The following is a 21,901-nucleotide window of genomic DNA, read 5'->3' on the forward strand; positions in this document are numbered from 1 at the left end:
CAAGGAGACAAAACATGACACTCAAAAAGAAACTAATGACCGCGGCCTTCGCAAGCGTGATAGCTGTTCCCGCCTTTGCCGAAGAGGTGAATATCGGCGTTCCCACATGGACAGGGGCGCAAGCCATTGCCTATGTTCTGGGCGAAGTCGTGACCACCCGCATCGGCGGTACGGTCGATTATGTGCCCGGCAACAACGCGACGATTTTTCAGGCCATGGACCAAGGCGAAGGGGATATTGATGTCCACCCCGACGTTTGGCTGCCAAATCAGGAAAGTTTTACCAAACAATATGTTGACGGTGCCGGCACCGTGTCGTTGTCCGGCAATCCGTATCAGGGCAATCAGGGGTTTTGCGTCTCAAAAGACTTTGCCGCCGCCAACAGCATCACAGATATCGCTGATCTTGGCCGCCCCGACGTGGCCGCGTTGATGGACAGCGATGGCAATGGCTTGGGCGAGATGTGGATCGGTGCCCCCGGCTGGGCCTCTGCCAATGTCAACGAAGTGAAAGTGCGCGACTACGGATTGCTCGATTTCATCGAACCCATTCGCGCAGAAGAAGCGGTAAAGACAGCCCGCATCAAAGACAGCATCGCCAAGGGTGAAGGCTATGCATTCTATTGCTATGAGCCACACGCCGTTTGGTACATGTTTGATGTCGTGATGCTGACAGAACCAACATATGACCCCGCCAAATACAAGATGGTTCAGCCTTCGGACGATGCAGACTGGTACAAAAACTCGATGGTTGCGACCAAGGATGATCTGAAACAAGTGCAAATTGCATGGTCAAATTCATTGCCCGAGCGGTCCCCCGCGATTGCAGAGTTCTTTGCGAACTTCAATTTGACCGCCGACGATGTCAGCAGCCTTGCGTTTGAAATCAGCGCCAATGGCCGTGAACCGGCAGATGTGGCCGCCGAATGGGTTGCTGCAAATTCCGACCGTGTTGATGCGATGCTGGGTCTTTGATCCTCAACGCAACTTGATCAAAGCCGGCGCGGACACTCTGCGCCGGCCTTCTTAATGGTGGGTGGGGCAACCATGGAAACCAACGACTGTGTCATTAAAATCTCGAACGTCTGGAAGATTTTTGGTGGCAGGCCAGACGTCGCGCTACAAGCCATCCGCGACCGGGGGCTAACCAAAGCCGAAGTGCTGTCTGAATTCAACGCCGTAGTCGGTGTTGCGGACGTCAGCTTGTCTGTCAATCGTGGCGAAATTTTCTGCATAATGGGATTGTCCGGCAGCGGCAAATCCACTTTGGTGCGTCACTTCAATCGCCTTCTTGAACCAACTGCTGGCAAGATCGAAATCGAAGGCACAGATGTGATGGCCTTGGGCGCAAAGGAACTACAGGCCTTTCGCAATCGCAAGATCGGCATGGTGTTTCAGAACTTTGCCTTGATGCCGCACCGGTCTGTTCTGGACAACGTCGCCATGCCGCTTGAAATCCGGCAAATCTCCAAGAACGAACGCCTGCGCCAAGCCGCCGCAATCCTTGATATTGTGGAACTTGGCGCGTGGGGCTCAAAGTTCGCGCATGAATTGTCCGGTGGGATGCAACAGCGTGTCGGATTGGCGCGGGCCTTGGCCGCAAACCCCGACGTGCTTTTGATGGATGAACCCTTCTCGGCGCTGGATCCCTTGATCCGCAGACAGTTGCAGGATGAATTCATCCGCCTGTCCAAAATCTTGAAGAAAACCACGATTTTTATCACCCACGATCTGGACGAAGCCGTTCGCATCGGCGACCGCATCGCCATCATGCGGGATGGAAAAGTGGTGCAAACCGGAACCGCCGAAGACATCGTGATGAACCCCGCCGATGATTACGTTGCGGATTTTGTAGCTGGCATCTCGCGCCTGAAGGTCGTGCATGCACACGCGGTCATGCAGCCGATTGACGCCTACATCGCCAAGTCAGGCCCCGTTTCTGCAAACGCCCGCCACGTCGGTGGCCATGAAACGCTGAGCAATCTCATCAATCTTGCCATTGACGACGACAACCCGATCCTTGTGCAGGACGGGGGCCGCGACGTCGGCATAATAACACGAGCAGATTTATTGCGCACTGTCATCGAAGGGACAGAGGTATCATGATGGACACAACCGTGAACCCGCTGGACGACCCCAACAGCGACGCTGCCATCGCCTATGCCGAAGAACGGCGCACCAATATTCGAACCTTTGTGCGCACCAACCCAGACTACTACATCAAGAATTTCAACAAAATCGGCGGATCATCGCGGTTCACACCCACGCTGAACCTGATGGCGGGCCTGTTTGGGCCGGTCTGGTTCGGAGCGCGCGGGCTTTGGTCATGGGCGCTGCCGTTTTTAATCCTTGAAGCTTTGGCATTGGTTCAGATTGCCCGTGGGCTGTTCGGAGATCTGGGTGCCGACGCCATGGCGCGCATCGCGTCCATTGAAGGGACATTAGACCTGCGACGCAGGCAATTGGCAGCCGCCATCGAAGACGGTTCAGATAGGATCGATGCGTTCCAGCGCGCCGTTCAGGGGCTAGAGGCCAACATCGGCGGCATGCGCGACGAAGCCGCAGCTATGGCCGCGCAAGGGCCAAAAATTGCCCTGATTGGTTTGTGTATTCTTCTTGTCACCAAGGCCGTTCAGGCCACTGTCGCCAATTGGGCGCTTGAAGGGCGCTTTTCGGATTGGGTGTCTGACCGCACCATAAGATCGGGAATGCCGCTGTCCCAGATCGTGTTCAGCGCAATTTTCATGGGGCTGATTGTGTTGGCTGCGATGCTGCACTACAGCCTGCCGGGGCGCTTCGAACTTCTTGGCAGCTTCCCCACGGATCCGGGTATTCGCCTGACCAGCATTGATTGGGTTGAGACGTTTTTCAACTGGGCCGTCCTGAACGGAGAAGCCTTGTTCGACGGGATCACCTTTGTGATCCGATTGTTGCTGGACGCGCTTGAGATCGTCTTTGTCAGCACACCGTGGATCGTGATTGCAGCCTTAATTATCCTTCTGACGTGGCTGACAGCCGGCGTGCGCATGGCGATCTATTCAGGGGCGTTCCTATCCTACATGGGGCTGTTGGGCTTTTGGGAAAAGGCCATGACGACCCTTGCTTTGCTTGGCACGGCCGCATGTCTTTCGATCCTGATCGGCATCCCTTTGGGTATGTTCGCGGCACGTCGACCGCGCTTTTATGCAGCCATTCAACCCATCATGGACTTCATGCAAACCATGCCTGCCTTTGTCTTCATGATCCCGGTGATTGCGTTTTTCGGCACAGGCAAACCCGCCGCTGTGGTCACCACGATGATTTTTGGCGGCACCCCTGTTGTACGTTTGACCGTGCTTGGATTGCGGGGCGTCCCCGAAAGCGTGCGCGAAGCTGCGATTTCGTTTGGGGCGAACAAATGGTATCTTTTGACACGGGTAGACCTGCCACTTGCCAGCCCTTCAATACGCGCAGGTATCAATCAGACCATAATGCTGTCGCTTGCAATGGTGGTTGTGGCATCACTGATCGGTGCGAAAGGTCTGGGTGAGGATGTGCTTGAGGCATTGCAATACGCCAACGTCGGCCAAGGTATTCTGGCAGGCTTTGCGATCCTGTTCTGCGCGATGATCCTTGACCGGATCGTTCAGGGACAACGCAAGTGATACCCCTTGTTATGGTGCATGGCTTCATGGGCGGCAGCGCCCAATGGGCAAGCGATGTCGTGGCCCTTAAAGACACCTGCGACGTCATCGCCCTGGACCTTCCGGGGTTCGGCGCAAACTGTGACCTTGATCCTATCAACACCATCAGTGGTTTTGCCGATTGGGTCATAGAGGAACTTGACGGGCGGGGCGTGGATAGCTTCGATCTGCTTGGGCACTCCATGGGCGGAATGATTGTGCAGGAAGTGGTCCGCAAAATTCCCCACCGCGTCCGCAAGCTTGTGCTTTATGCGACAGGCGCACAAGGGGTTTTGCCGGGGCGGTTCGAGACCATCGCACACAGCAAAATCCGCGCCCAGCAGGACGGCCCGAATGCAACCGCCCGCCGGATTGCCGCAACCTGGTTTTTGCAACGCGAAGACGCAAAGGGCTATGCAAACTGCGCAGACATAGCGGCAAGATCAGGCATTGAAGCCATACTTGCAGGTTTGGATGCGATGCAAGAATGGTCTGGCGTAGACACGCTGGCGGCCATCAAATCCGAAACTTTGGTGATTTGGGGTGACCGCGACCGCACTTATGCCTGGGAACAAACGGCGTTGTTATGGCAAACAATCCCGCATGCCCATCTCGCAGTTGTTCCGGCCTGTGCCCATGCGGTGCACCTTGAAAAACCTGCACTGTTTTCTGGGCTTTTGTCCGACTTCCTGTTGCAAACAAATGAACCGGCGCCGCCGTCGCGCACTTAATCGCCTGAAGGACCCAAGTTGTCTGACAGCTACAGGCCTAAGTGCCCGTTTGCTGACAGCCAAGCAACAACGGCCCAACGGATCAAGACAAAATCATCTTTACCCGATCATCGAGGTCGGACAGCATTTGTGCAGGCGTGGCGTCTTCCATACGTTCCGCCACCCCCTCAACCTCACCCACGCTTGTGGATACACATGACGCCAGGAAACATCCCTTCGCGCCGCCATGCTCTGCTGTGGAATACAAGATTACAGATTCCAAAAAGTCATGGACCGCCTTGGCAATGTCCTGCCCTGCTTCAAACGCAACGATAGGCGCACAGCCATCGACGTCTGCATACCGATCGATGGTTTTGAGGTAGAGTTCTCGCTTGTCCCCAAACGCAGAATACAAGCTTGGCCCGCTGATCCCCATGGCTGCGGTCAGATCCTTCATCGATGTCCCGTCATACCCTTTGGTCCCAAAGGTATTCATCGCCGCAAGCAACGCATCGCCTTCGTTAAAGGTGCGGGGCCGCCCCATTCTTTTTGTATCGGTCATTATATAAGTCAAGAAGCCACCAATGCACACGCAAAAACCAATGCCGGGCGCGGCGTTCCCTTCGATACAGGTCCCGAAACTGGGCGGGGGGCGTTGGATTTGGGCGCACGCAGCAGTTCCGATCACTGGAAACTGGTGATTGTCTATCGCGGACGCCACTGCCCCATCTGCACCAGCTATCTGCGAAAGTTGAATGACATTATCCAAGACCTGAAGTCGTTAAAAATGGACGTCGCAGTGGTCTCTGCCGATAGCAAAGATCGCGCGTCCAAGCACATGGTGCAGATCAACCCTCAATTCCCGGTTGGCTATGACCTGACCATCACACAAATGCAGCAGCTTGGTTTGTATATTTCTGGCCCTCGCAATGGCATGGGTGTTGAAGGCCCCTTCGCAGAACCGGGCCTGTTTGTCGTGGATGAAGCAGGCACCACCAACGACATCAATGCGCTGCACCAGATCTACCACGATGACATGCGCATCCATATGATCGACACCGATGACAACATGGTTCAGCACGACAAGCCCGGCTTCATAGCCATGCTTGAGGGCATGATCGACGCAAACCGCGGCGCGTCGAACACCCTAAGCCCCAATCCTAATCCTAATCCTAATCCTAAAGAGGTTCTGAACATGAAATTTGCAATTTTTCTTGCAACATTTGCCTTGGGCGCCAGCGGCACTTTGGCCGACACACCGGCACAAGACAGCCCGCGCGCCGTCAACAATACCTTCAACGCAGCCGCAGCAGCAGGCGACGCTGATGCCCTTACCAACCTTTACGTCGACGACACATTGTGGATCGCGCAAGGCACGCCCGTGAGCCAAGGGTTGGCCGGACCGCGCCAGTTGTTCGAATTTGTGACAGCAAACAAAGGGCATGTTACTCACACGATTGATCCTCTCTTTGTGTCGAAAGACGAAACTTTGGCCATTATGATCGGGTCTGTTGAGGCCGTCGTAGAAAGCGTCGGAATGGATGCCACAGGCACCTATTTGTTTGTCTTGGAACCAAACGATGAAGGATGGGATATCGTCACAGACATGTGGCACCAACACGTCGTGGAATAACCTTTAAACCCGACAGAAATTCGCAATCGGGCCCAAACTGAATTTCAAATGTATGGTCGCTTGTTAGGCAAACTGGACAGCCGTCCCTCTGTCTTTTCTAACCCGCAAATTTCCGAAACCTGCGCCCTTCACCGGCGGCCACAGTGGCCCCCGCCAAGACCAAAGGGGCCGCAAGGACAAATGTTGTCGAAATGGGCAGGCGGAAAAGGAAGAAATCCGCCAGCAATGGCCAAAGCAGGGTGAGATATTCGAACGGTGCAAGCCGCGATGCTTCTGCGTAGCGAAATGAAAACGTCATCGCGATATGGGCAAAGCCCCCGAAAAGGCCTGCAAGCACAAGACACGCCAACATAAATACGTCCGGCATGATCCAGCCCCACGGAATAGAGATCACCCCCCCAATCATCGACGCGATCACAAAATACAACGCGATGGCACCGGGGTTTTCGGTGCGGTTTAGGCTGCGCACCATGATCATCGCCAACGCCGCCAACACTGCCGAAATCAAGCCCAAGCCAATGCCAATCAGGCGCGTCAGCTCCAGCGCCCCCCCGCTCAGTTCCGGCCACACCAATGCGACCACGCCCGCAAAGCCAAGCGTCAGCCCGCCGATACGCCAGGTGGTCAACCGCTCTGATAGCAACACCGCTGCAGCCAAAGCCGTCAGTATCGGCGAAAGCTGCGCCAAAAGGCTGGCTTCAGCGATGTTCAGACGTGCGAGTGCTGCAAAAGACGTGAACAGTGCGATGGCGCCAAAGCTTGCGCGCAAGACGTGATCCCGGGGCCGTTTTGTGGCCAGCCCGCCGGGAAACTCGCCTCGAACCCAAAGGAATAGGACCAAGGGGATCAGTGCAAAGAAGGACCGGAAAAACACGATCTCGCCAAGGGGAACATCTGCGCTTATGGCTTTGACGCTGATGAACATGCCAGCGAACAAAAGCCCCGACAGGACCCGCAAGCCGATGCCGTACATCGGGCGATCTTGGGCTTCGCTCATTGCTCTGCGTCTTCGTCCGCCAATGAATCGCGCAATGCATCACCGGTCAGGTTGATCGCCAAAACGCACACAACAACCGCCAGCCCCGGCCACATCATTTGCAAAGGGGTCGACCGCATGTGAATACGCGCATCCAGCAGCATCGTGCCCCACTCCGGCATGGGCGGTTGCACTCCGAACCCCAAAAAGCCAAGCGCAGATATGCCAAGGATGGCCCGCGCAAACATGCCCGTCCATACGACTGTCAGGGATGGCAACAATGACGGCAGGTAGTGCCACCGCGAAATAGCCAAAGGTGACAGACCGGCCAGTTTCGCCTGCACAACATAACCGCGCGTTTGGAGCGTCAACCCGATCCCGCGTGCGACCCGTGCATAACGCATCCACCCCGTGACGCTTAACGCAAAAATCAGACTGTTGACCCCGCCGCCCAGAACGCCCGCAATCACCACAGCAGCGATCAATTCGGGGAAGGCCAAAAACGAATCCGTGACGCGCATCACCACCCAATCCACCGTCTTTCCAAACAATGCCGCCACCAAACCCAGTGCTGTGCCGATAAAAAGCCCGATCAGCGATATGACAAATGCCAGCCCCAGTGACCAGCGCGCACCATGCAACAGACGCGAAAGGATATCCCGGCCCAAGGCATCGGTTCCCAACAGCCAATCAAAGCTTGGTGCATGCAACCGGTTCGGAATATCAATCTCCGTGGGGTCATAAGGCGCAAGCAACGGCCCGAAGACAGCAAGCAGAATGAACACACAAACGAGGCCAAGAACGCTACGCATCATGGTCTCCGATACGCGGGTCAATTGTGTGGTAAAGAAGGTCAATAAGAAGGTTGATCGTGACAAACAGCAGAGCTGTCAAAATAACGACAGCCTGAACTTTGGGGAAATCCCGTGCACCGATTGCTTGCACTAGAAAACTGCCCAAACCGGGGCGCGAAAAGATCACTTCGATCATCACAGCGCCTTCTAGTAAAAACGCCAGTTCCAATCCAAAGACCGTCACAACAGGGATCGCGGCATGCGGGGCGACATGGTTGCGTGCAATTCCGCCTGCACTGACGCCTCGCCGTTCAAACGCAGGCAGGAAAGGTTGCAAGCGCGCTTCAAGGATGCCCGAGCGTATAATCCGCGTCAAAGCCGCCGCTGCCCCAAGCCCAAGCGTCAGCGCTGGAAGAACCATATGCGCTGTGGTGCGCGCACCCACAGCAGGCAACCACGCCAGCTTGACCGCAAACAACAAGATCAGCAAAAGCCCCAACCAATAGGCCGGAATAGCGGCCCCAAGGGACGCAAGGGCAACAGCAAGCCGGTCCGGCCACCCCCCTTTATGGCGCGCCGCGACCACCGCGAGCGGTACCGCAATCCCCATGCCAATCAAAAGACCCATAAGCGCCAGTGGAAAAGTATAGGACAGTGCCGTGACCAGATCAGGCCAAACCGGGCGCCCTGTGACAGACGACCTGCCAAAATCCCCTGTCAGAAGCGGGCCAATCCATCCTTGGAACGCGGGCCAGAACCCGCCATCCAATCCGGCCTCTGCGCGCACGATGTCGATAACATCAGCCGTCACAACCACATCATACCGGGCCATCGCAATCGCAAGTGCAGGATCACCCGGCGCATGCCAAAGCAACGCAAATGTCGCGATTGCGGTCCCGGCCAGAACAACCGTCGCCCGTAAGCCCAGTCCAAAAATCGCATGTATCATGCCACCGCCTCCAACGCTCCCAAAGCGAAGGCGGCCGTGCGCAATGCGTGACCGTAATCCGAACGCGGCTCTTGTATGAAGATGTCGGTGGGCGTCGTTTCCTCAACCCTGCCATTGCGCAAGATCGCCATTTCGTTGCTGTAGGCCGCCGCATAGCCCAGATCATGTGTCACAATCAGGGACGCAAAACCTTCTTCGCGCTGTAAATCCGCGATCAATCTTGCCGTGTGCTTTTGGGTGACCGCGTCCAGCGCAGACAGCGGTTCGTCAAACAAGACCAACGGCGGTTTTGCAATAAGTGCGCGCAAGATGCCCACACGTTGGGCCTGACCGATAGAGACTTCGGCGGGCCGACGCAGCAGCACGTCAAGCGGCAATTCCAAACCATCGCACAAACGCGCCAGTCGCTCTTGTGACATCAAAGCCCCTTGCGCGGCCATCGGCTCGGACACAGACCTCAAAAGCGGCAACGCGGGATTGAACGAGGCGCGGGGTTCTTGCATCACCAAGGCAGGACGGCAGTCAGGCACAGCCGCATTTGCCCAGGTAATTTCTCCCTGCGCCAGTTTGACCAAGCCCAAAATAGCGGCAATCAACGTCGACTTGCCCGCCCCACTTTCGCCCACAACAGCCAGCGTGCGTCCTGCATCAAGCGACAAAGACACATCCGTAAGTGTCTGGACCCTGCCCCGTTTTATACAAATATTTTCGACCCTCAGCATGGCAGCGAAAGCCAGCTTCGGTGTGCGCAAAGCGATTTCGCTGTTTTTGATTGCGGCTGCTCCAGCAGTGCGCGGGTTGGGCTGTCTTCGACAAGGCGGCCACCGTCCATCACCAGAAGGCGCGTCACATATTGCGCTGCAAGGCCCAGATCATGCGTAATCAAAAGCATAGCGGTGCCTGATCCGCGCAAGTGTTCGTCCAGCAAAACCATAGTGCGCACTGCAACGATGGGATCCAGCGCTGACGTGGGTTCATCCATAACCAGCAGATCCGGCGCCCCTATCATGGCCATCGCAATGACAAACCGTTGCTGCATGCCGCGGCTCCAGCTCCAGGGGCGTTTTCCTAGATCGCCATGGTCAATTTTGAGGGCTTTGAACAGCCGTTGTTGCTGGTTTTTGTCTTGCGGAAGCCCCATGGCCCGCGTCGCCTCATGCCAATGAAACGCCATTGAGCGAAGCGGATCAAGCGCTTCGTCGGGGCTTTGGGGAACATGGGCAACGCGCACACCCTGTTGGCGCAGATCATCAACAAGGGCATGACCCAAAGTTGATTTTCCCGACCCCGAAGCACCAACAACCCCAACCCGCTCACCCGCGGCAATGGTCAGGGATGTTGGATGTAGAACTGTCCGACCTGCACGGATCACGCTTAGGCCGGACACAGTTCGCTTCATTTTTCCAACGCAGTCTCGTGGGTGACAATATAGGTTTCGGTCGGATGCACTGCATAGCCGGTCAGGCCCTGCCGCGCGACGTTGACCTGCGCCACATGGAACACGGGGATCATGGCTGCGTCCTGCGCAATGATCTGCTGCGCGTTGTTGTAGATGGCTTTGCGTTCTGCCGCATCGAATGTCGTGCGCCCATCTGCCAGCAGTTGGTCAAGATCAGCGTTTGCATATTGCCCGGCGTTCGATCCGCCGTCCGACTTCAACAACGTCTCAAGCACAGCGCCCGGATCACCTTGGGGCGTAGTCACCCATGCTTGAAGGAACATATCCGCGTCTCCTGCTGCGATGGCGTCATTGCTGGCACCGTATTCACCGACACGCACATTTGCGGTCACACCAATGGCTTGCAAGAACGCCTGTGTCAATTCCGCTGTAGGGGCAAGTGCCGCGCGGCCGGAGTATGTCACAATGTCGATTTCCAGCGGTGCGCTATCCAGCATCCAACGCCCACCGTCTTTGACGGCTCCGGCCTGCATCAACAATTCTTCGGCTTTAGACGGGTCATAAACCGCTGGAATGTCAGCCGCCCACCCTTTGTCCTCGGGATAGATCGTGCCCGCAGGCACGCCACCCACACCTGACAATGCCGCTGCAACAACACCGTTGCGGTCAATCGCCAAAGACACGGCACGACGGATCAACGGGTTCGCCATTGGACCGCTTTGGGCGTTCACCGTGTAGAAATACAGACGACCCGTTGGCGCCGAAAATCCAAGCGCGCCTGTTTCTTGAATGCGTGTAAAATCAGCTTCGGGATAGTTGATCACCATATCCACTTCACCGGCCTCAAACGCCAAAGCGGCCGTTGCAGGATCGGCTGTGTACACGATCCGCACTTCCTCCAGGGATGGTGTACCAAGCCTGTAATCCATATTCGCTTCGGCGCGGTACAGCTGTTTTGGCACCGCTTCCTTGAACACAAACGGACCTGTCGCATTGATCGGGAATGCATCGGACACGGGCCCCAAAACTGCGATGCCCGGATCGGACAAAGTCCAAGGGAATGCCGCGTTCGGCGTGTTGGTTTCAAACGCTATGACAGCGTCGCCATCAGCAGTCACAGACGCCAGATCAAGAAGCTTTGCAATACGCGCATTGTACCCGGCATGCGCGTCATCCGAGATCGCAGCAATTGCATCTACAATGCTGCTTGCAGTGACAGGTGTTCCATCGTGAAACCGGACATCGGGGCGCACCGTAACGCGCCATGTTGTGGGGCTGACCTGCGCAATGCTTTCGGCAACACGCGGGTACAGGTTCATGTCATAATCAATGCCCATCAACGTCTCGGTGACGCCGACCTGATTGGAGGTCCATCCGTTGTATCCTGCGCGTGGATCAGGAATTTCATCGGTGGTGCCGAACGTGGTGGAAATGGACAACACACCTTCTTGTGCTGCGGCTGGCAACAACGGGCTAGCTGCGAAAAATGCGGCAGCGACAACGCGCGTAAATACGGACATCAGGTACGTTCCTCAGGTTGAAGTTTTGGTAAGTTGTGGGGTCGCGTGTGTTTCGCTGGCGAGTGTTCTTCGCTCGGCGTTTTGCAACGACTGAAGGGTTAATTCTACGCTCAGCCCTTTTTTGCGGGCCTGCGCCCAAAGGCGTGCAGCAGATTTCGGGGACCAGGGCAAAACGGCTTGCGATAACCAGCGGCGCAAAGGCACCGGTAGCGCATCGTAGGTACGCATGGGGTTTGCGTTTCGACGTCGGACGGGAAGGCATGTTTTCCCAAGGTTTTGCATATGCCCGTTTCGCATCTGTCTGCACCTTTTTTGCAATACATGTTATACTATTACGCACCTAGAGCAGTTACGAGACATGCGCAACAAGAGATGTTACGTGACATATGAAATTACGAAAGACAGGTTTTGAAACGTAATAGCCGGCTATCTCTTGCCCTTCACACGCTTGGTCATATGGCCATGACACCTACAAAAATGCGCACATCCGCAAGTATCGCGGCGCATTCCGGAACCAATGCTGTTGTCGTGCGTCGCGTGCTGGGCACCTTGAAGGATGCCGGGCTTTTATCGTCGGAAAAAGGGCATGCTGGTGGATGGCGTCTGGCCCGCAAACCCGAAGATATCAGTTTGGCGGACGTCTATCTGGCCCTCGGGGAAAGTCTGGTTGCGTCAAAGGTCGCTCCAAACTCAAGTAACTGTTCCCTTGAAGATACCTTGCAAAATAAGGTTGCCGATGTGCTGCAAGACGTCGAGAAACAACTGGTTTTCCAACTGAGCCAGACATCCATTTTGGATATCGCCAACACCCGCTAGATCAATTTAGCGGCGCACACAGCCGGCAACCCACGTGTGGATGTTCAGGACCAGCGCCACGCGAAACCCAAGGTCGCGTTCCAAGACTGAGCAGAATGAAATTGCAAAATGTCGGCCAAGGCCCAGCCCCCCCTGTATGGCCGCCCCTTAGGTCGCAGAACCGGTGTCAGGCGATGCGCCCCCCCTTCGCCCAAACGCCACCCAGAACCGGGGTGCCTTGCGTGTTGCTAACCCTTAAAACATCGCCGCGCAGTCCCGTTTGTAGACTGCCACGATCCGGCAACCCTGCCGCAAGGGCAGGTGTGCGGGTGACTGTCGCAATCGCGCGCGAGAGATCGCCCCAAACGTCCGCGATGCGGAAGGCCGACAGCAACAACCCACCGGGCACATAATCAGACGACAGAATATCCAGCAAATCGGCCTCGGCCAATTCCATTGCGGCGACGTTACCAGAATGGGACCCGCCGCGGATGACATTGGGTGCGCCCATCATGACCGCAATACCGCGATCCCGGCACGCTTGCGCGGCCTCGCGTGTGGTTGGGAATTCTGCGAACCCAACACCGTTTTCTTGGGATGCTATAACATGATCGCGGGTTGTGTCGTCATGGCTGGCCAGAACCGCGCCCAGTCGGTTGGCCTCTAACACGGCCCCCTTTTCGTGTTTGTCGCCGAACTTGGACTGCAACCTTTTCAGGTTCGCGACATGTTCCGCAAAGTCATTGTCATCCATGCCACGTTTCTTTGCGATATAGGTGCGCAGGGCGGTCAAGTCGCGGAATTGACGTTGACCGGGGGTGTGATCCATCAAGCTGACGATACCGACACGGTCATCTGGCGTGAAACGGGCCAACTCTTCAAGCAGGGTTTCAGAACAAATCTCTGCGCGCAGGTGCAAAAAATGGCTGATCTTGAACACGCCCTTGGCGCGGGCCGCCAAAAGTTCATCTGCAACTGCGCGGGCATAATCAATATAGCGCCCTTTGCCAGAATGGATGGATCCTGCGCGCAAGGCGTCAAACACGGTGGTGATCCCGACAGATGCCAATTCTGCATCATGGGCAATCAACGCAGGCAAGTATGGCCAGTCCACTTCGGGGCGTGGCTCCATATGGCGCTCAAGGTTGTCGGTGTGCAGTTCAACAAGGCCCGGCATCACGAAGTCGCCAGCGCAATCCACGCAGCCGCTTGGTCTTTCATCGCCCTCGGCAATGTCGGTGATCACGCCTTTCTCAATCGTGATGGATCCTGTCAGAACCTGATCAGGCATGACAAGACGCGCATTGGCAAGACAAAGGTCGCCTAAAGCAAACCTGTCATCTGAGTGGTCCACAGCTTCAGGTCTAAGAGGATAATTCATGACTTACACTCGCTTCGCGATTTATGACGCGCCGATTGATGGCGCATTGGTCAACTTTAGGGTGATTTGACTGGGCTGGGCGTTGGGCGGTTGCCCAAAATGGTCGCTGTGCGCCTAAACAACGCGGTGGGTTGACGCTGACAGCATCGGGCGGATGACTGGCGTTGACCCCGACGGGCGATGTGGACTTGTCCAACGCTACACCCTCACAGGCTGAAGTAACGACAAGGCTTGCGCGATTGTTGCATCAAGTGGACCGTCATTGCTTACCGTCTTTACGTTCAACCCGTCGGGCAGCGGTTTGGTTGCTTGTGCCAACCGTCTTTCGATTTGGGCCTCGTTTTCACGGCCACGTGCGACCAGACGCGCCGCAAGCGTCTTGGACTGCGCCGTAATGTTGAGGACACAGAAACGCGCAAAACCCGCATCACCTGCAAGCAACGCAGAGCGTGAAAAATTAGCAAGGCAGTCTCGGCCTTCGGCCAGAACCATCCGGACGTGCGCGGGTATGGCATACTGCAATTCATGCGCACCCCAGTGAATGGCAAAATGCCCCGCTTTTGCCATCTCATTGAACTTTGCAACACTGACGGAGTCGTAATCTTCACCACCCAATTCCGGTGCGCGCGTGATCGTGCGGCGCACCAGATGTAACGCTGGATCAACTGCGGCCAGCCCTGCCATCACGCTATCCTTGCCCACACCGGACGGGCCGACAACGGCAATAAAGCGACCCTGTTTCATGCCGCAGTCTCTTTTGATTGTCCTGCCGCTGTGCTGCTTGAGGACACTTTTGGTTGTCCTAACGCTGCGCTGCTTGAGGACAGGCCCGGTGTAAATTGACCGACGTCGATTTCACGGTCGCAGACGCGGGACCGGGCCGCTTCGTCGTGAAAGATGCCGATGATTGCTGCGCCTCGGGCTTTGGCCTCTTCGATCAGCGACAGCACGACGTCTCGGTTGGCTGCATCAAGGCTGGCTGTTGGTTCGTCCAGCAACATCGCGGGATAGGTGTGCGCGAACCCGCGGGCGATGTTCACACGTTGCTGTTCGCCGCCCGAAAAGGTGGTGGGTGACAAAGACCAAAGCCGCTGCGGAATGTTGAGTTTGGTCAATAATTCTTCGGCACGGGCCTGTGCTGTCTCAGCTTTGGCACCGACGGTGCGCAGGGGTTCGGCCACCACATCCAGCGTTGGCACGCGCGGGACAACCCGCAGGAATTGGCTGACATAGCCAAGGGTCTCGCGGCGTAAGGCGATGACGTCGCGTGGTTCGGCCTGCACCACGTCGGTTCCGTCGATCAGGATTTGACCGGCCTGCGTGAGGTAGTTGCCGTAGATCATCCGCATCAGTGTCGATTTGCCAGCACCAGATGCGCCGGTCAGTGCCACGCATTCACCGAGCCCCACGGAAAATGACACATTGTTAATGACCTCAATTACTGCACTGCCTTGATTGTGCAGCGTAAAAGTCTTGGATACATTTCTAAGGTCTATCATTTTCACACCTGCAAAACAGAACTGACAAGAAGTTGGCTATAGGCGTGCTGGGGATCGTCCAGCACTTGATCGGTCAGGCCGGCTTCGACCACATGACCGTCTTTCATGACCATCAGGCGATCCGCCAAAAGCCGTACAACGGCGAGATCATGCGTCACGATGATCGCCGATAGCCCCATATCGCGTACCAACCCGCGCAACAGATCAAGCAACCGCGCCTGAACGGAAACATCCAGCCCGCCCGTGGGTTCATCCATGAACACCAGCCTTGGCCCCGTCACCAGATTGCGGGCAATCTGAAGGCGCTGTTGCATCCCGCCGGAAAATGTCGTGGGACGATCATCGACACGGGCGGCATCAATTTCCACGCGGCCAAGCCAATCGGTCGCCGATGCGCGAATGTCGCCATAGTGACGGTCGCCCACGGCCATCAGGCGTTCACCCACATTGCCGCCCGCACTGACGCCCATACGCAACCCGTCACGGGCATGCTGATGTACAAAGGCCCAATCGGTCCGTGACAGCATGCGGCGTTCGGGTTCGGACATTGTGACGGTGTCCTTCGGGCCATCCGCTCTCGTATCAAAAACGACCGCGCCCGCGTCGGGCGTCAGGTGTCCGGCCATACAGTTGAGCAAAGTGGACTTGCCGGACCCGCTTTCCCCGACAATCCCCATGACCTCGCCGGGGTAAAGATCAAACCCCACATCTTTGCAGCCAATATGGTGGCCGTAGAACTTTGTGATCCCTTGGACCGAAAGCAAAGGTGTCATGCCGCGTCCTTTCCATTCATTTTGCCGGTGTAGCCAGCGGCCTGCCGTCCTGCGCAGAAATCGGTGTCTGAACAGACAAACATCCGTCCGCCTGCGTCGTCTGTGATCACTTCGTCGAGATAGCTGTTTTCTGCGCCGCACATGGCACAGGGGTGATCCGGTTTAGAGGCTTCGAACGGGTGGTCCTCAAAATCAAGCGACACGACCCGAGTGTAAGGGGGTAACGCATAAATGCGCTGTTCCCGGCCTGCCCCAAACAGCTGGATCGCCGCCATATCGCCCAGCTTGGGGTTGTCAAATTTCGGGATCGGGGACGGGTCCATTACATAGCGCCCTTCCACCTTGACCGGATAGTCATAGGACGTTGCGATATGGCCGTGGCGGCTGATGTCTTCATACAGCTTCACATGCATCAGCCCGTATTCCTCAAGGCTGTGCATTTTGCGTGTTTCGCTTTCACGCGGTTCCAGAAATCGCAAAGGCTCGGGAATAGGCACTTGGTAGACAAGGATCTGGCCCTCGCTGAGCGGCTCTTCGGGGATGCGGTGGCGGGTCTGGATGACCGTGGCCTCTGACGTGGTGGTGGTCGTTGCGACCCCTGCAGTGCGTTCAAAGAATGTGCGGATCGACACGGCATTGGTTGTGTCGTCCGCCCCTTGGTCGATCACCTTGAACCGGTCCTGTGGTGTCATCACCGCCGCCGACACCTGCACCCCGCCTGTGCCCCAGCCATACGGCATCGGCATTTCACGGCTGGCAAAAGGCACCTGATACCCGGGGATCGCCAGCCCTTTCAGGATCGCGCGGCGGATCATGCGTTTGGTTTGTTCGTCGAGATATGCAAAGTTGTAGTCGTTCATTGTGCTGCCTCCGCAACCTGATCCACACCCGCCTCTTCACGCAGTTTGCGCACAAGTTCCAATTCGGCTTGAAAATCGACGTAATGGGGCAATTTGATATGCTCAAGGAACCCTGTCGCCTGAATGTTGTCCGCGTGATACAGCACAAATTCAGCGTCTTGCGCAGGGGCGCCTTCGTCTTCTTCGCCAAGCTCTTTCCAACGCAGCGCCCGATCGACCAGCGCCATTGAAATCGCTTTGCGCTCGGTTTGGCCAAAAACCAGCCCGTAGCCACGCGTGAACTGTGGCGGCTCGGATTTTGAGCCTGTGAACTGGTTGACGGTTTCACATTCGGTCAGCGTGACCTCGCCAATCTCGATGCTGAACCCAAGCTCGGGGATGTCCATTTCAACGGGCACAGCACCAATGCGCAGCTCACCCACAAAGGCATGATTTCGCGCGTAACCACGCTGGGTGGAATAGGCCATGCCTAACGTGAACCCTTCGTCCGCACGGGTCAGCGCCTGCAAGCGCAAGCTGCGTTCCGCAGGCATTTCAAGCGGTTCGCGGGTCAGGTCCGGCGGTGTCGTGTCATCATGAACCGCCTCTTCGATCAGACCTTCGTGGTTCAGAAATTCGGTCACATGAGGAACATCTCCGACTGCGGCCTCTCGTGTCGCGGCCTCAGGCACTTCTGCTTCGGCTGCAAGTTTGAAATCCAGCAAGCGGTGGGTGTAATCAAACGTCGGCCCTAAAACCTGCCCACCAGGCAGGTCTTTGAATGTCGCCGAGATGCGCCGATCACAGGCCATCTTGCCCGTGTCCACTGGCAAGGACGCACCAAATCGGGGCAGCGTGGTGCGATATGCGCGAATAAGAAAGATCGCTTCAATCAGATCACCGCGCGCCTGCTTGATCGCAAGGGCAGCAAGATCAGGATCATAAAGCGACCCTTCGGCCATGACGCGATTGACGGCCAATGCCAGCTGTTCGCGGATTTGTGCGACGCTCAGTTCGGCCAAGGACGTATCGCCACGGCGTTCTTCGGCAAGCCACGCATGTGCGTTCTCAATCGCACGCTCACCCCCTTTGACAGCGACATACATCAGATGTCTCCCTTTTGCGTGACGACCGTGCTGCGCGGCAGGGCCGCTACTTGGTCGCAGCACGTAAAGATGAAATCGAGACCAAGGGGAAAATGTCCGGCATTGTGCTGAAACGCCTCTATGTCGGGAAGCGACAAAGCGTGTTTGTCTTTGATGCCGGGACCAGACAAGACGGCGCCGTCCGGCTCTAGCCGCCCGACCTGAACGATCAGCGTCGCAGAGCGGTCCGGGTATTGCGGCGTACCGATTTGATAAGCCCCCAGCGGCATAAGGTCTGACCAGCCACCCACCGCGAACATGCAACGGGACGGACCGGAAACGGGCGCGCCTGTGTGAAAAGCGATCCAAGCACGCACCGCTTCGCAGTCCAGTTCCCCGGCCAGATGGACAGGGGTGTCAGGGTCACACAACGTCAGCAAAACTGCCCCTGTCGCAGGGGAAAGCGGGGCTGGCGGGGCGGCCCCCGTTACCATGTGGATCGTGCCGGGTCGGGCCATTGCCTCCATAACCTGACGGAATGCGGCTGCAGAGGCGATGGCGGGGTCGGCGAAGCCGCCGCTCAGGGGCTGGCTTGGGATTTGGGCCTGCATCAATCTTCTCCTCGTACCATTGTAAAGAAATCAACCTTTGTGGCGGCGGCTTTGGCCGCGCGGGCTTCGCGTTTGGCTGTTTGCTCTGCGTCAAGCACGTCCAACACTGCGGTCTGCAACATCGGTGCCGCCGCCGTCTGCATCAAGGCATCCACGACAGCCACCGCCTCTGCATCAGCCTTACTGCGCCCCTGAATGTAGGCATGGCCGACCTCACCCGTGGCAAGCGTCAGCGCACAGCGCGTCACTGAGACTTCGCCCAAATTGAACGATGCACCTGTTGCACCGGCGCGGGCCTGTACCATGGTGCTGCCCACCTCAGGTGCACGCAGCCATGTGAACACAGGCCGCATCATGGTCGCGTCCAACAGGTTGGCAACGCGCCCTTTAGGCCCTTTGGCCATAATGCCAAGCCAATTCTGGCGTGCGGCATAATCTTCGTTCATGTCTTTCATCTCGACAACTTCTTCAGATTCTATACAACTAGACATATATTAACATATCTGATCGATTCCCCCAGCGGAGATTTGTGAATTTTGCGTGACACAGCCCCAAAACACGGACCCGGCCCCAAGACACCGATCTGGCAGGCAATCGCGCAATCCTTGCGTATCGATCTGGCCGAAGGCCGCTATGCGGCAGGTGACAGGCTTCCGACCGAAGCGGCCTTGGCCGAGCGGTTTGGCGTCAATCGACACACTGTGCGCCATGGTATTTCTGCGTTGGTGGACGAAGGCTTGATCCGCACACGTCGCGGTGCGGGGGCCTTTGTGGCCTCGACGCCCACTGATTATCCCATCGGACGCAAGGTCAGATTCCACGACAATTTGGTTGCGGCAGGGCGATTGCCTGAAAAACGCGTTCTGCTGGTCGAAGACCGGGCTGCCACAGCCGGCGAAGCACAAGCACTTGCCATCCAAATCGGCGAACCGGTCTGTTCCTACCACGGGCTGTCTTTGGCGGATGGCCAGCCGATCGCCGTGTTCGAAAGCGTTTTTCCACAGGTGCGCACCCCCGGCATATCAGCAGCCTTTTGCGGACAAAGTAGCGTCACAAAAGCTTTGGCTGCCGTCGGCGTGCCCGATTACACCCGTGCGTCTACACGGCTGACGGCAGTGCGGGCCACCGCGACGCAGGCCCTGCATTTACTGATCGCCGAGGGGGACCCGTTGCTGCGATCCTCTAGTGTGAATGTTGATTTGGCCGACAATCCCATCGAATATGGTCGCACATGGTTTGTCGGTGATCGGGTCACATTGACCTTGGAGAACTAAAAAGGCCCCGCCCGAAACAGGCGAGGCCATCATCGTCACGACAGGCGAATTATTCGAGACCCATGCAGTTTGCGTAATACGTCACAGTGGCAGGCCAATCCGAAAAGATGCCTTTGACGCCAACGTCCTGCGCCAGAACATCAATCAACTCATACATCACGCCATCGCTGTTTACCGCATCTGCGATGGACTGGTAATACCACCCCCCGCCATTCACCAGCGGGCCAGAGCGTTCGATGGTCCAGGTGATGATGTTGATGTCTGCGGCCTTGGCTTGAATGGCCAATTCTGATGGCACGATTTCACCATTCTCAAGCGTCACCAGCATCCACGTGGGTGGTGCAATGTAGTTCACGCCCATCGCCTTCAGCTCTTGCATGGTGTTGGGCCAAGTGGCCGCATCCATTGGCGAATAGCCATCAATGTCGTATTCATCCATCAGGTAAACAGCCTGCGCACCGAATTCTGGCGCGGCCTTGATCCAATACAGCACATCTTCAAGGTTGAACGACTGCAACCAGACATCTGACGCAGGAACACCAGCGGCCACATATTCATCGACCAGCTTTTGCGCGTAATCTTCTTGGGTAAACCCGTTGAACGGCATCTCGACGACGGGCGATTTCAATTCTGGCGTGAACCGCGCACCAAGGTCTCGGAACAATTCAATGGAGTCTGCGTGTGTCATTAACATTGCAGGTTCAACCGAATAGAGATCGGTGCGGAAATTCGCTGTACCATCAAGGTAGGCTTCGACTGTTGTGGCGGTGCTGTCAGCGGCGTCCATCTTGGGTGTCAGGCTGCGGTATTCGTCCAACGTGATTTCGGATGTGCGGCATTCGGCCTTGGCACCTGCATCACTATTCGCTGGCGTGAACGGCGCCACGCAGGTTGAGGCCAAAGGCGTGGCAAGGATATTGGTCGTTGTGTGCAAATCATTCTGCGCGTGACGACATACCAGTTCAAGGTCGGCGGTGAACGTCACATCACATTCCAGAATGCCCGCCCCCATCAGAGCCGCCGCGCGGTTGGATTCAACCGTGTGCTCTGGAAATTGCATCGGCGCACCGCGGTGACCAATAGAAAACAGCGAGGTGGATGCCTCTTGGTTTTGGCAAGACTGCAATTGATCTTTCAGAGGACCGTCTTCCATCCGGTCAATCAGATAGAACGGACGCGGGCCATATTCAACGCGGTCAAGCGTTTGTGCCATGGCAGGTGCCACGGCAAGTGTTGCGCCCAGTACGACGGTTGGCAATGCGATGATTCGAAGCATGAAATTCCCCTTTTGGTGCTCATGTCGGCTTGGGGTATTCGGGCCATATGAACGGCACATCACAGAAAGATCAAAGTTTTATCAAATTGAGGGGGCGAAAAGGCTAACCTTTGTATTTTTCCAAGAACGCCTCGGCCTTCATTGCCCGAAAGTCGTCCAATGCCGCACGCAATGCATCATGGGTCCAATCCCACCAGGCCAGCGCGATGAGACGATCCGCGATGTTGCGAGGTTGGCGCAAACGCAGCGGCTTGGCAGGCGTGCCAGCAACGATTGTGTAGGGATCGACGTCTTTTGTGACCACCGCCCCCGCCGCCACGACCGCGCCATCCCCCAAAGTCACCTCGGGCTTGATCATCGCACCTGCCCCGATCCATGTGTCGTGTCCGATTTGGGCGATACGGGACCGGCGATGTTCAAAAAACGTCGCATCCCGCGTCGTGTCATCCCAATAGTCCGCCGAGCGATACAGGAAATGGTGGCAGGCAGCCGTATCCAAGGGATGGTCCGTCGCACCGATCCGGCTGAACGCGGCGATGTTGGCAAATTTGCCAATCCGCGCGTTGGCGATATCGGCGTAACGGTCGCAGTAGGCATAATCCCCGAACGCCGCATTGTTCAGCCTGCTGCCACGCCCGATTTCGACGTAGGCACCAAAGGTGCTGTCGGTGATGTCGCAATCGGCATGGATGAATGGAACAGTCGCGCTTAGTCGGGACATGTATC

25 protein-coding genes are annotated in these 21,901 nt (G+C 56.7%); 7 read left to right on the forward strand and 18 right to left on the reverse strand.

The window, feature by feature from the left end; genetic code table 11:
• Nucleotides 1–14 precede the first annotated feature (14 nt).
• The 4 genes from ABJL60_RS10080 to ABJL60_RS10095 all read left to right on the forward strand — a co-directional run bounded on the left by ABJL60_RS10080 (nucleotide 15) and on the right by ABJL60_RS10095 (nucleotide 4,392).
• Nucleotides 15–974, forward strand: a complete 960-nt coding sequence (locus ABJL60_RS10080) for a glycine betaine ABC transporter substrate-binding protein (RefSeq protein ID WP_108829376.1) — start codon at nucleotides 15–17, stop codon at nucleotides 972–974.
• 72 nt (nucleotides 975–1,046) lie between these two features.
• The gene (locus tag ABJL60_RS10085) at nucleotides 1,047–2,105 is read left to right on the forward strand and encodes a glycine betaine/L-proline ABC transporter ATP-binding protein (protein WP_348376208.1); all 1,059 of its coding nucleotides are present in this window, start codon (nucleotides 1,047–1,049) and stop codon (nucleotides 2,103–2,105) included.
• Nucleotides 2,102–3,643 (forward strand): ABC transporter permease subunit, encoded by a 1,542-nt coding sequence (locus tag ABJL60_RS10090; protein ID WP_348288777.1) that lies wholly within the window; start codon nucleotides 2,102–2,104, stop codon nucleotides 3,641–3,643. Before ABJL60_RS10085 ends, ABJL60_RS10090 begins: the two co-directional genes overlap by 4 nt.
• Nucleotides 3,640–4,392: an alpha/beta hydrolase gene (locus ABJL60_RS10095; RefSeq protein WP_348376209.1), complete on the forward strand. Its 753-nt coding sequence runs from the start codon at nucleotides 3,640–3,642 to the stop codon at nucleotides 4,390–4,392. Before ABJL60_RS10090 ends, ABJL60_RS10095 begins: the two co-directional genes overlap by 4 nt.
• Before the next feature lie 82 nt (nucleotides 4,393–4,474).
• Here ABJL60_RS10095 and ABJL60_RS10100 read toward each other — a convergent pair whose 3' ends face one another.
• Nucleotides 4,475–4,933, reverse strand: coding sequence for a TetR/AcrR family transcriptional regulator (locus tag ABJL60_RS10100; RefSeq protein WP_348376210.1), 459 nt, complete (start codon nucleotides 4,931–4,933; stop codon nucleotides 4,475–4,477).
• A 93-nt stretch (nucleotides 4,934–5,026) separates the two neighbouring features.
• On the opposite strand from ABJL60_RS10100, the gene ABJL60_RS10105 reads away from it, so the two are divergent.
• A complete protein-coding gene (locus tag ABJL60_RS10105) occupies nucleotides 5,027–6,004 on the forward strand; it encodes a redoxin domain-containing protein (RefSeq protein WP_348376211.1) in 978 nt (325 codons plus the stop codon).
• 97 nt (nucleotides 6,005–6,101) lie between these two features.
• On the opposite strand, the gene ABJL60_RS10110 is transcribed toward ABJL60_RS10105, so the two are convergent.
• Genes ABJL60_RS10110 through ABJL60_RS10140 form a run of 7 tightly spaced genes read right to left on the reverse strand, consistent with a single transcriptional unit; the run spans nucleotide 6,102 to nucleotide 11,939 of the window.
• Entirely contained in the window at nucleotides 6,102–7,001 is a 900-nt protein-coding gene (locus tag ABJL60_RS10110) for a DMT family transporter (RefSeq protein ID WP_348376212.1), read from the reverse strand.
• Nucleotides 6,998–7,795 carry an ABC transporter permease gene (locus tag ABJL60_RS10115; RefSeq protein WP_348376213.1) on the reverse strand — a complete coding sequence of 266 codons (798 nt, stop codon included), beginning with the start codon at nucleotides 7,793–7,795 and terminating at the stop codon, nucleotides 6,998–7,000. The genes ABJL60_RS10110 and ABJL60_RS10115 overlap by 4 nt, the downstream gene beginning before the upstream one ends.
• Nucleotides 7,785–8,723, reverse strand: a complete 939-nt coding sequence (locus ABJL60_RS10120; protein ID WP_348376214.1) for an ABC transporter permease — start codon at nucleotides 8,721–8,723, stop codon at nucleotides 7,785–7,787. Before ABJL60_RS10120 ends, ABJL60_RS10115 begins: the two co-directional genes overlap by 11 nt.
• Nucleotides 8,720–9,445: an ATP-binding cassette domain-containing protein gene (locus ABJL60_RS10125; protein WP_348376215.1), complete on the reverse strand. Its 726-nt coding sequence runs from the start codon at nucleotides 9,443–9,445 to the stop codon at nucleotides 8,720–8,722. Before ABJL60_RS10125 ends, ABJL60_RS10120 begins: the two co-directional genes overlap by 4 nt.
• A complete protein-coding gene (locus ABJL60_RS10130; RefSeq protein WP_348288759.1) occupies nucleotides 9,439–10,122 on the reverse strand; it encodes an ATP-binding cassette domain-containing protein in 684 nt (227 codons plus the stop codon). Before ABJL60_RS10130 ends, ABJL60_RS10125 begins: the two co-directional genes overlap by 7 nt.
• Nucleotides 10,119–11,642 (reverse strand): ABC transporter substrate-binding protein, encoded by a 1,524-nt coding sequence (locus tag ABJL60_RS10135; RefSeq protein WP_348376216.1) that lies wholly within the window; start codon nucleotides 11,640–11,642, stop codon nucleotides 10,119–10,121. The genes ABJL60_RS10130 and ABJL60_RS10135 overlap by 4 nt, the downstream gene beginning before the upstream one ends.
• A gap of 12 nt (nucleotides 11,643–11,654) precedes the next feature.
• Nucleotides 11,655–11,939 carry a DUF6525 family protein gene (locus ABJL60_RS10140; RefSeq protein WP_348376217.1) on the reverse strand — a complete coding sequence of 95 codons (285 nt, stop codon included), beginning with the start codon at nucleotides 11,937–11,939 and terminating at the stop codon, nucleotides 11,655–11,657.
• Nucleotides 11,940–12,104: 165 nt separating this feature from the next.
• Here ABJL60_RS10140 and ABJL60_RS10145 point away from each other — a divergent pair, with 165 nt between their 5' ends.
• Nucleotides 12,105–12,458, forward strand: coding sequence for an Rrf2 family transcriptional regulator (locus ABJL60_RS10145; protein WP_348288755.1), 354 nt, complete (start codon nucleotides 12,105–12,107; stop codon nucleotides 12,456–12,458).
• A 166-nt stretch (nucleotides 12,459–12,624) separates the two neighbouring features.
• Here the strand turns inward: ABJL60_RS10145 and ABJL60_RS10150 are convergent, their stop codons facing one another.
• The 8 genes from ABJL60_RS10150 to phnG all read right to left on the reverse strand — a co-directional run bounded on the left by ABJL60_RS10150 (nucleotide 12,625) and on the right by phnG (nucleotide 19,080).
• Entirely contained in the window at nucleotides 12,625–13,818 is a 1,194-nt protein-coding gene (locus ABJL60_RS10150) for an alpha-D-ribose 1-methylphosphonate 5-triphosphate diphosphatase (protein WP_348376218.1), read from the reverse strand.
• A 198-nt stretch (nucleotides 13,819–14,016) separates the two neighbouring features.
• Entirely contained in the window at nucleotides 14,017–14,562 is a 546-nt protein-coding gene (gene phnN, locus ABJL60_RS10155) for a phosphonate metabolism protein/1,5-bisphosphokinase (PRPP-forming) PhnN (protein WP_348376219.1), read from the reverse strand.
• Nucleotides 14,559–15,317 (reverse strand): phosphonate C-P lyase system protein PhnL, encoded by a 759-nt coding sequence (gene phnL / locus ABJL60_RS10160; protein WP_348376220.1) that lies wholly within the window; start codon nucleotides 15,315–15,317, stop codon nucleotides 14,559–14,561. Before phnL ends, phnN begins: the two co-directional genes overlap by 4 nt.
• 2 nt (nucleotides 15,318–15,319) lie before the next feature.
• Nucleotides 15,320–16,090: a phosphonate C-P lyase system protein PhnK gene (gene phnK / locus ABJL60_RS10165; protein WP_348288748.1), complete on the reverse strand. Its 771-nt coding sequence runs from the start codon at nucleotides 16,088–16,090 to the stop codon at nucleotides 15,320–15,322.
• On the reverse strand, nucleotides 16,087–16,950 hold the full coding sequence (locus ABJL60_RS10170; RefSeq protein WP_348288746.1) for an alpha-D-ribose 1-methylphosphonate 5-phosphate C-P-lyase PhnJ: 864 nt from the start codon (nucleotides 16,948–16,950) through the stop codon (nucleotides 16,087–16,089). Before ABJL60_RS10170 ends, phnK begins: the two co-directional genes overlap by 4 nt.
• Entirely contained in the window at nucleotides 16,947–18,035 is a 1,089-nt protein-coding gene (locus ABJL60_RS10175; RefSeq protein ID WP_348288744.1) for a carbon-phosphorus lyase complex subunit PhnI, read from the reverse strand. The genes ABJL60_RS10170 and ABJL60_RS10175 overlap by 4 nt, the downstream gene beginning before the upstream one ends.
• Nucleotides 18,035–18,625 carry a phosphonate C-P lyase system protein PhnH gene (phnH, locus tag ABJL60_RS10180; RefSeq protein WP_348376221.1) on the reverse strand — a complete coding sequence of 197 codons (591 nt, stop codon included), beginning with the start codon at nucleotides 18,623–18,625 and terminating at the stop codon, nucleotides 18,035–18,037. Before phnH ends, ABJL60_RS10175 begins: the two co-directional genes overlap by 1 nt.
• Nucleotides 18,625–19,080 (reverse strand): phosphonate C-P lyase system protein PhnG, encoded by a 456-nt coding sequence (phnG, locus tag ABJL60_RS10185; RefSeq protein WP_348376222.1) that lies wholly within the window; start codon nucleotides 19,078–19,080, stop codon nucleotides 18,625–18,627. Before phnG ends, phnH begins: the two co-directional genes overlap by 1 nt.
• An 81-nt stretch (nucleotides 19,081–19,161) precedes the next feature.
• Between phnG and phnF the strand changes: the two genes are divergently transcribed.
• Nucleotides 19,162–19,899, forward strand: a complete 738-nt coding sequence (gene phnF / locus ABJL60_RS10190) for a phosphonate metabolism transcriptional regulator PhnF (RefSeq protein WP_348376223.1) — start codon at nucleotides 19,162–19,164, stop codon at nucleotides 19,897–19,899.
• 49 nt (nucleotides 19,900–19,948) lie between these two features.
• On the opposite strand, the gene ABJL60_RS10195 is transcribed toward phnF, so the two are convergent.
• Together ABJL60_RS10195 and ABJL60_RS10200 are read right to left on the reverse strand one after the other, a co-directional pair.
• A complete protein-coding gene (locus tag ABJL60_RS10195; protein ID WP_348288736.1) occupies nucleotides 19,949–21,175 on the reverse strand; it encodes a glycerophosphodiester phosphodiesterase family protein in 1,227 nt (408 codons plus the stop codon).
• Between the two features lie 103 nt (nucleotides 21,176–21,278).
• Nucleotides 21,279–21,896 (reverse strand): DapH/DapD/GlmU-related protein, encoded by a 618-nt coding sequence (locus ABJL60_RS10200; protein WP_348376224.1) that lies wholly within the window; start codon nucleotides 21,894–21,896, stop codon nucleotides 21,279–21,281.
• Nucleotides 21,897–21,901: the final 5 nt, after the last annotated feature.

This window comes from Ascidiaceihabitans sp. (genome assembly GCF_039986515.1).
Lineage (GTDB): Bacteria > Pseudomonadota > Alphaproteobacteria > Rhodobacterales > Rhodobacteraceae > Ascidiaceihabitans.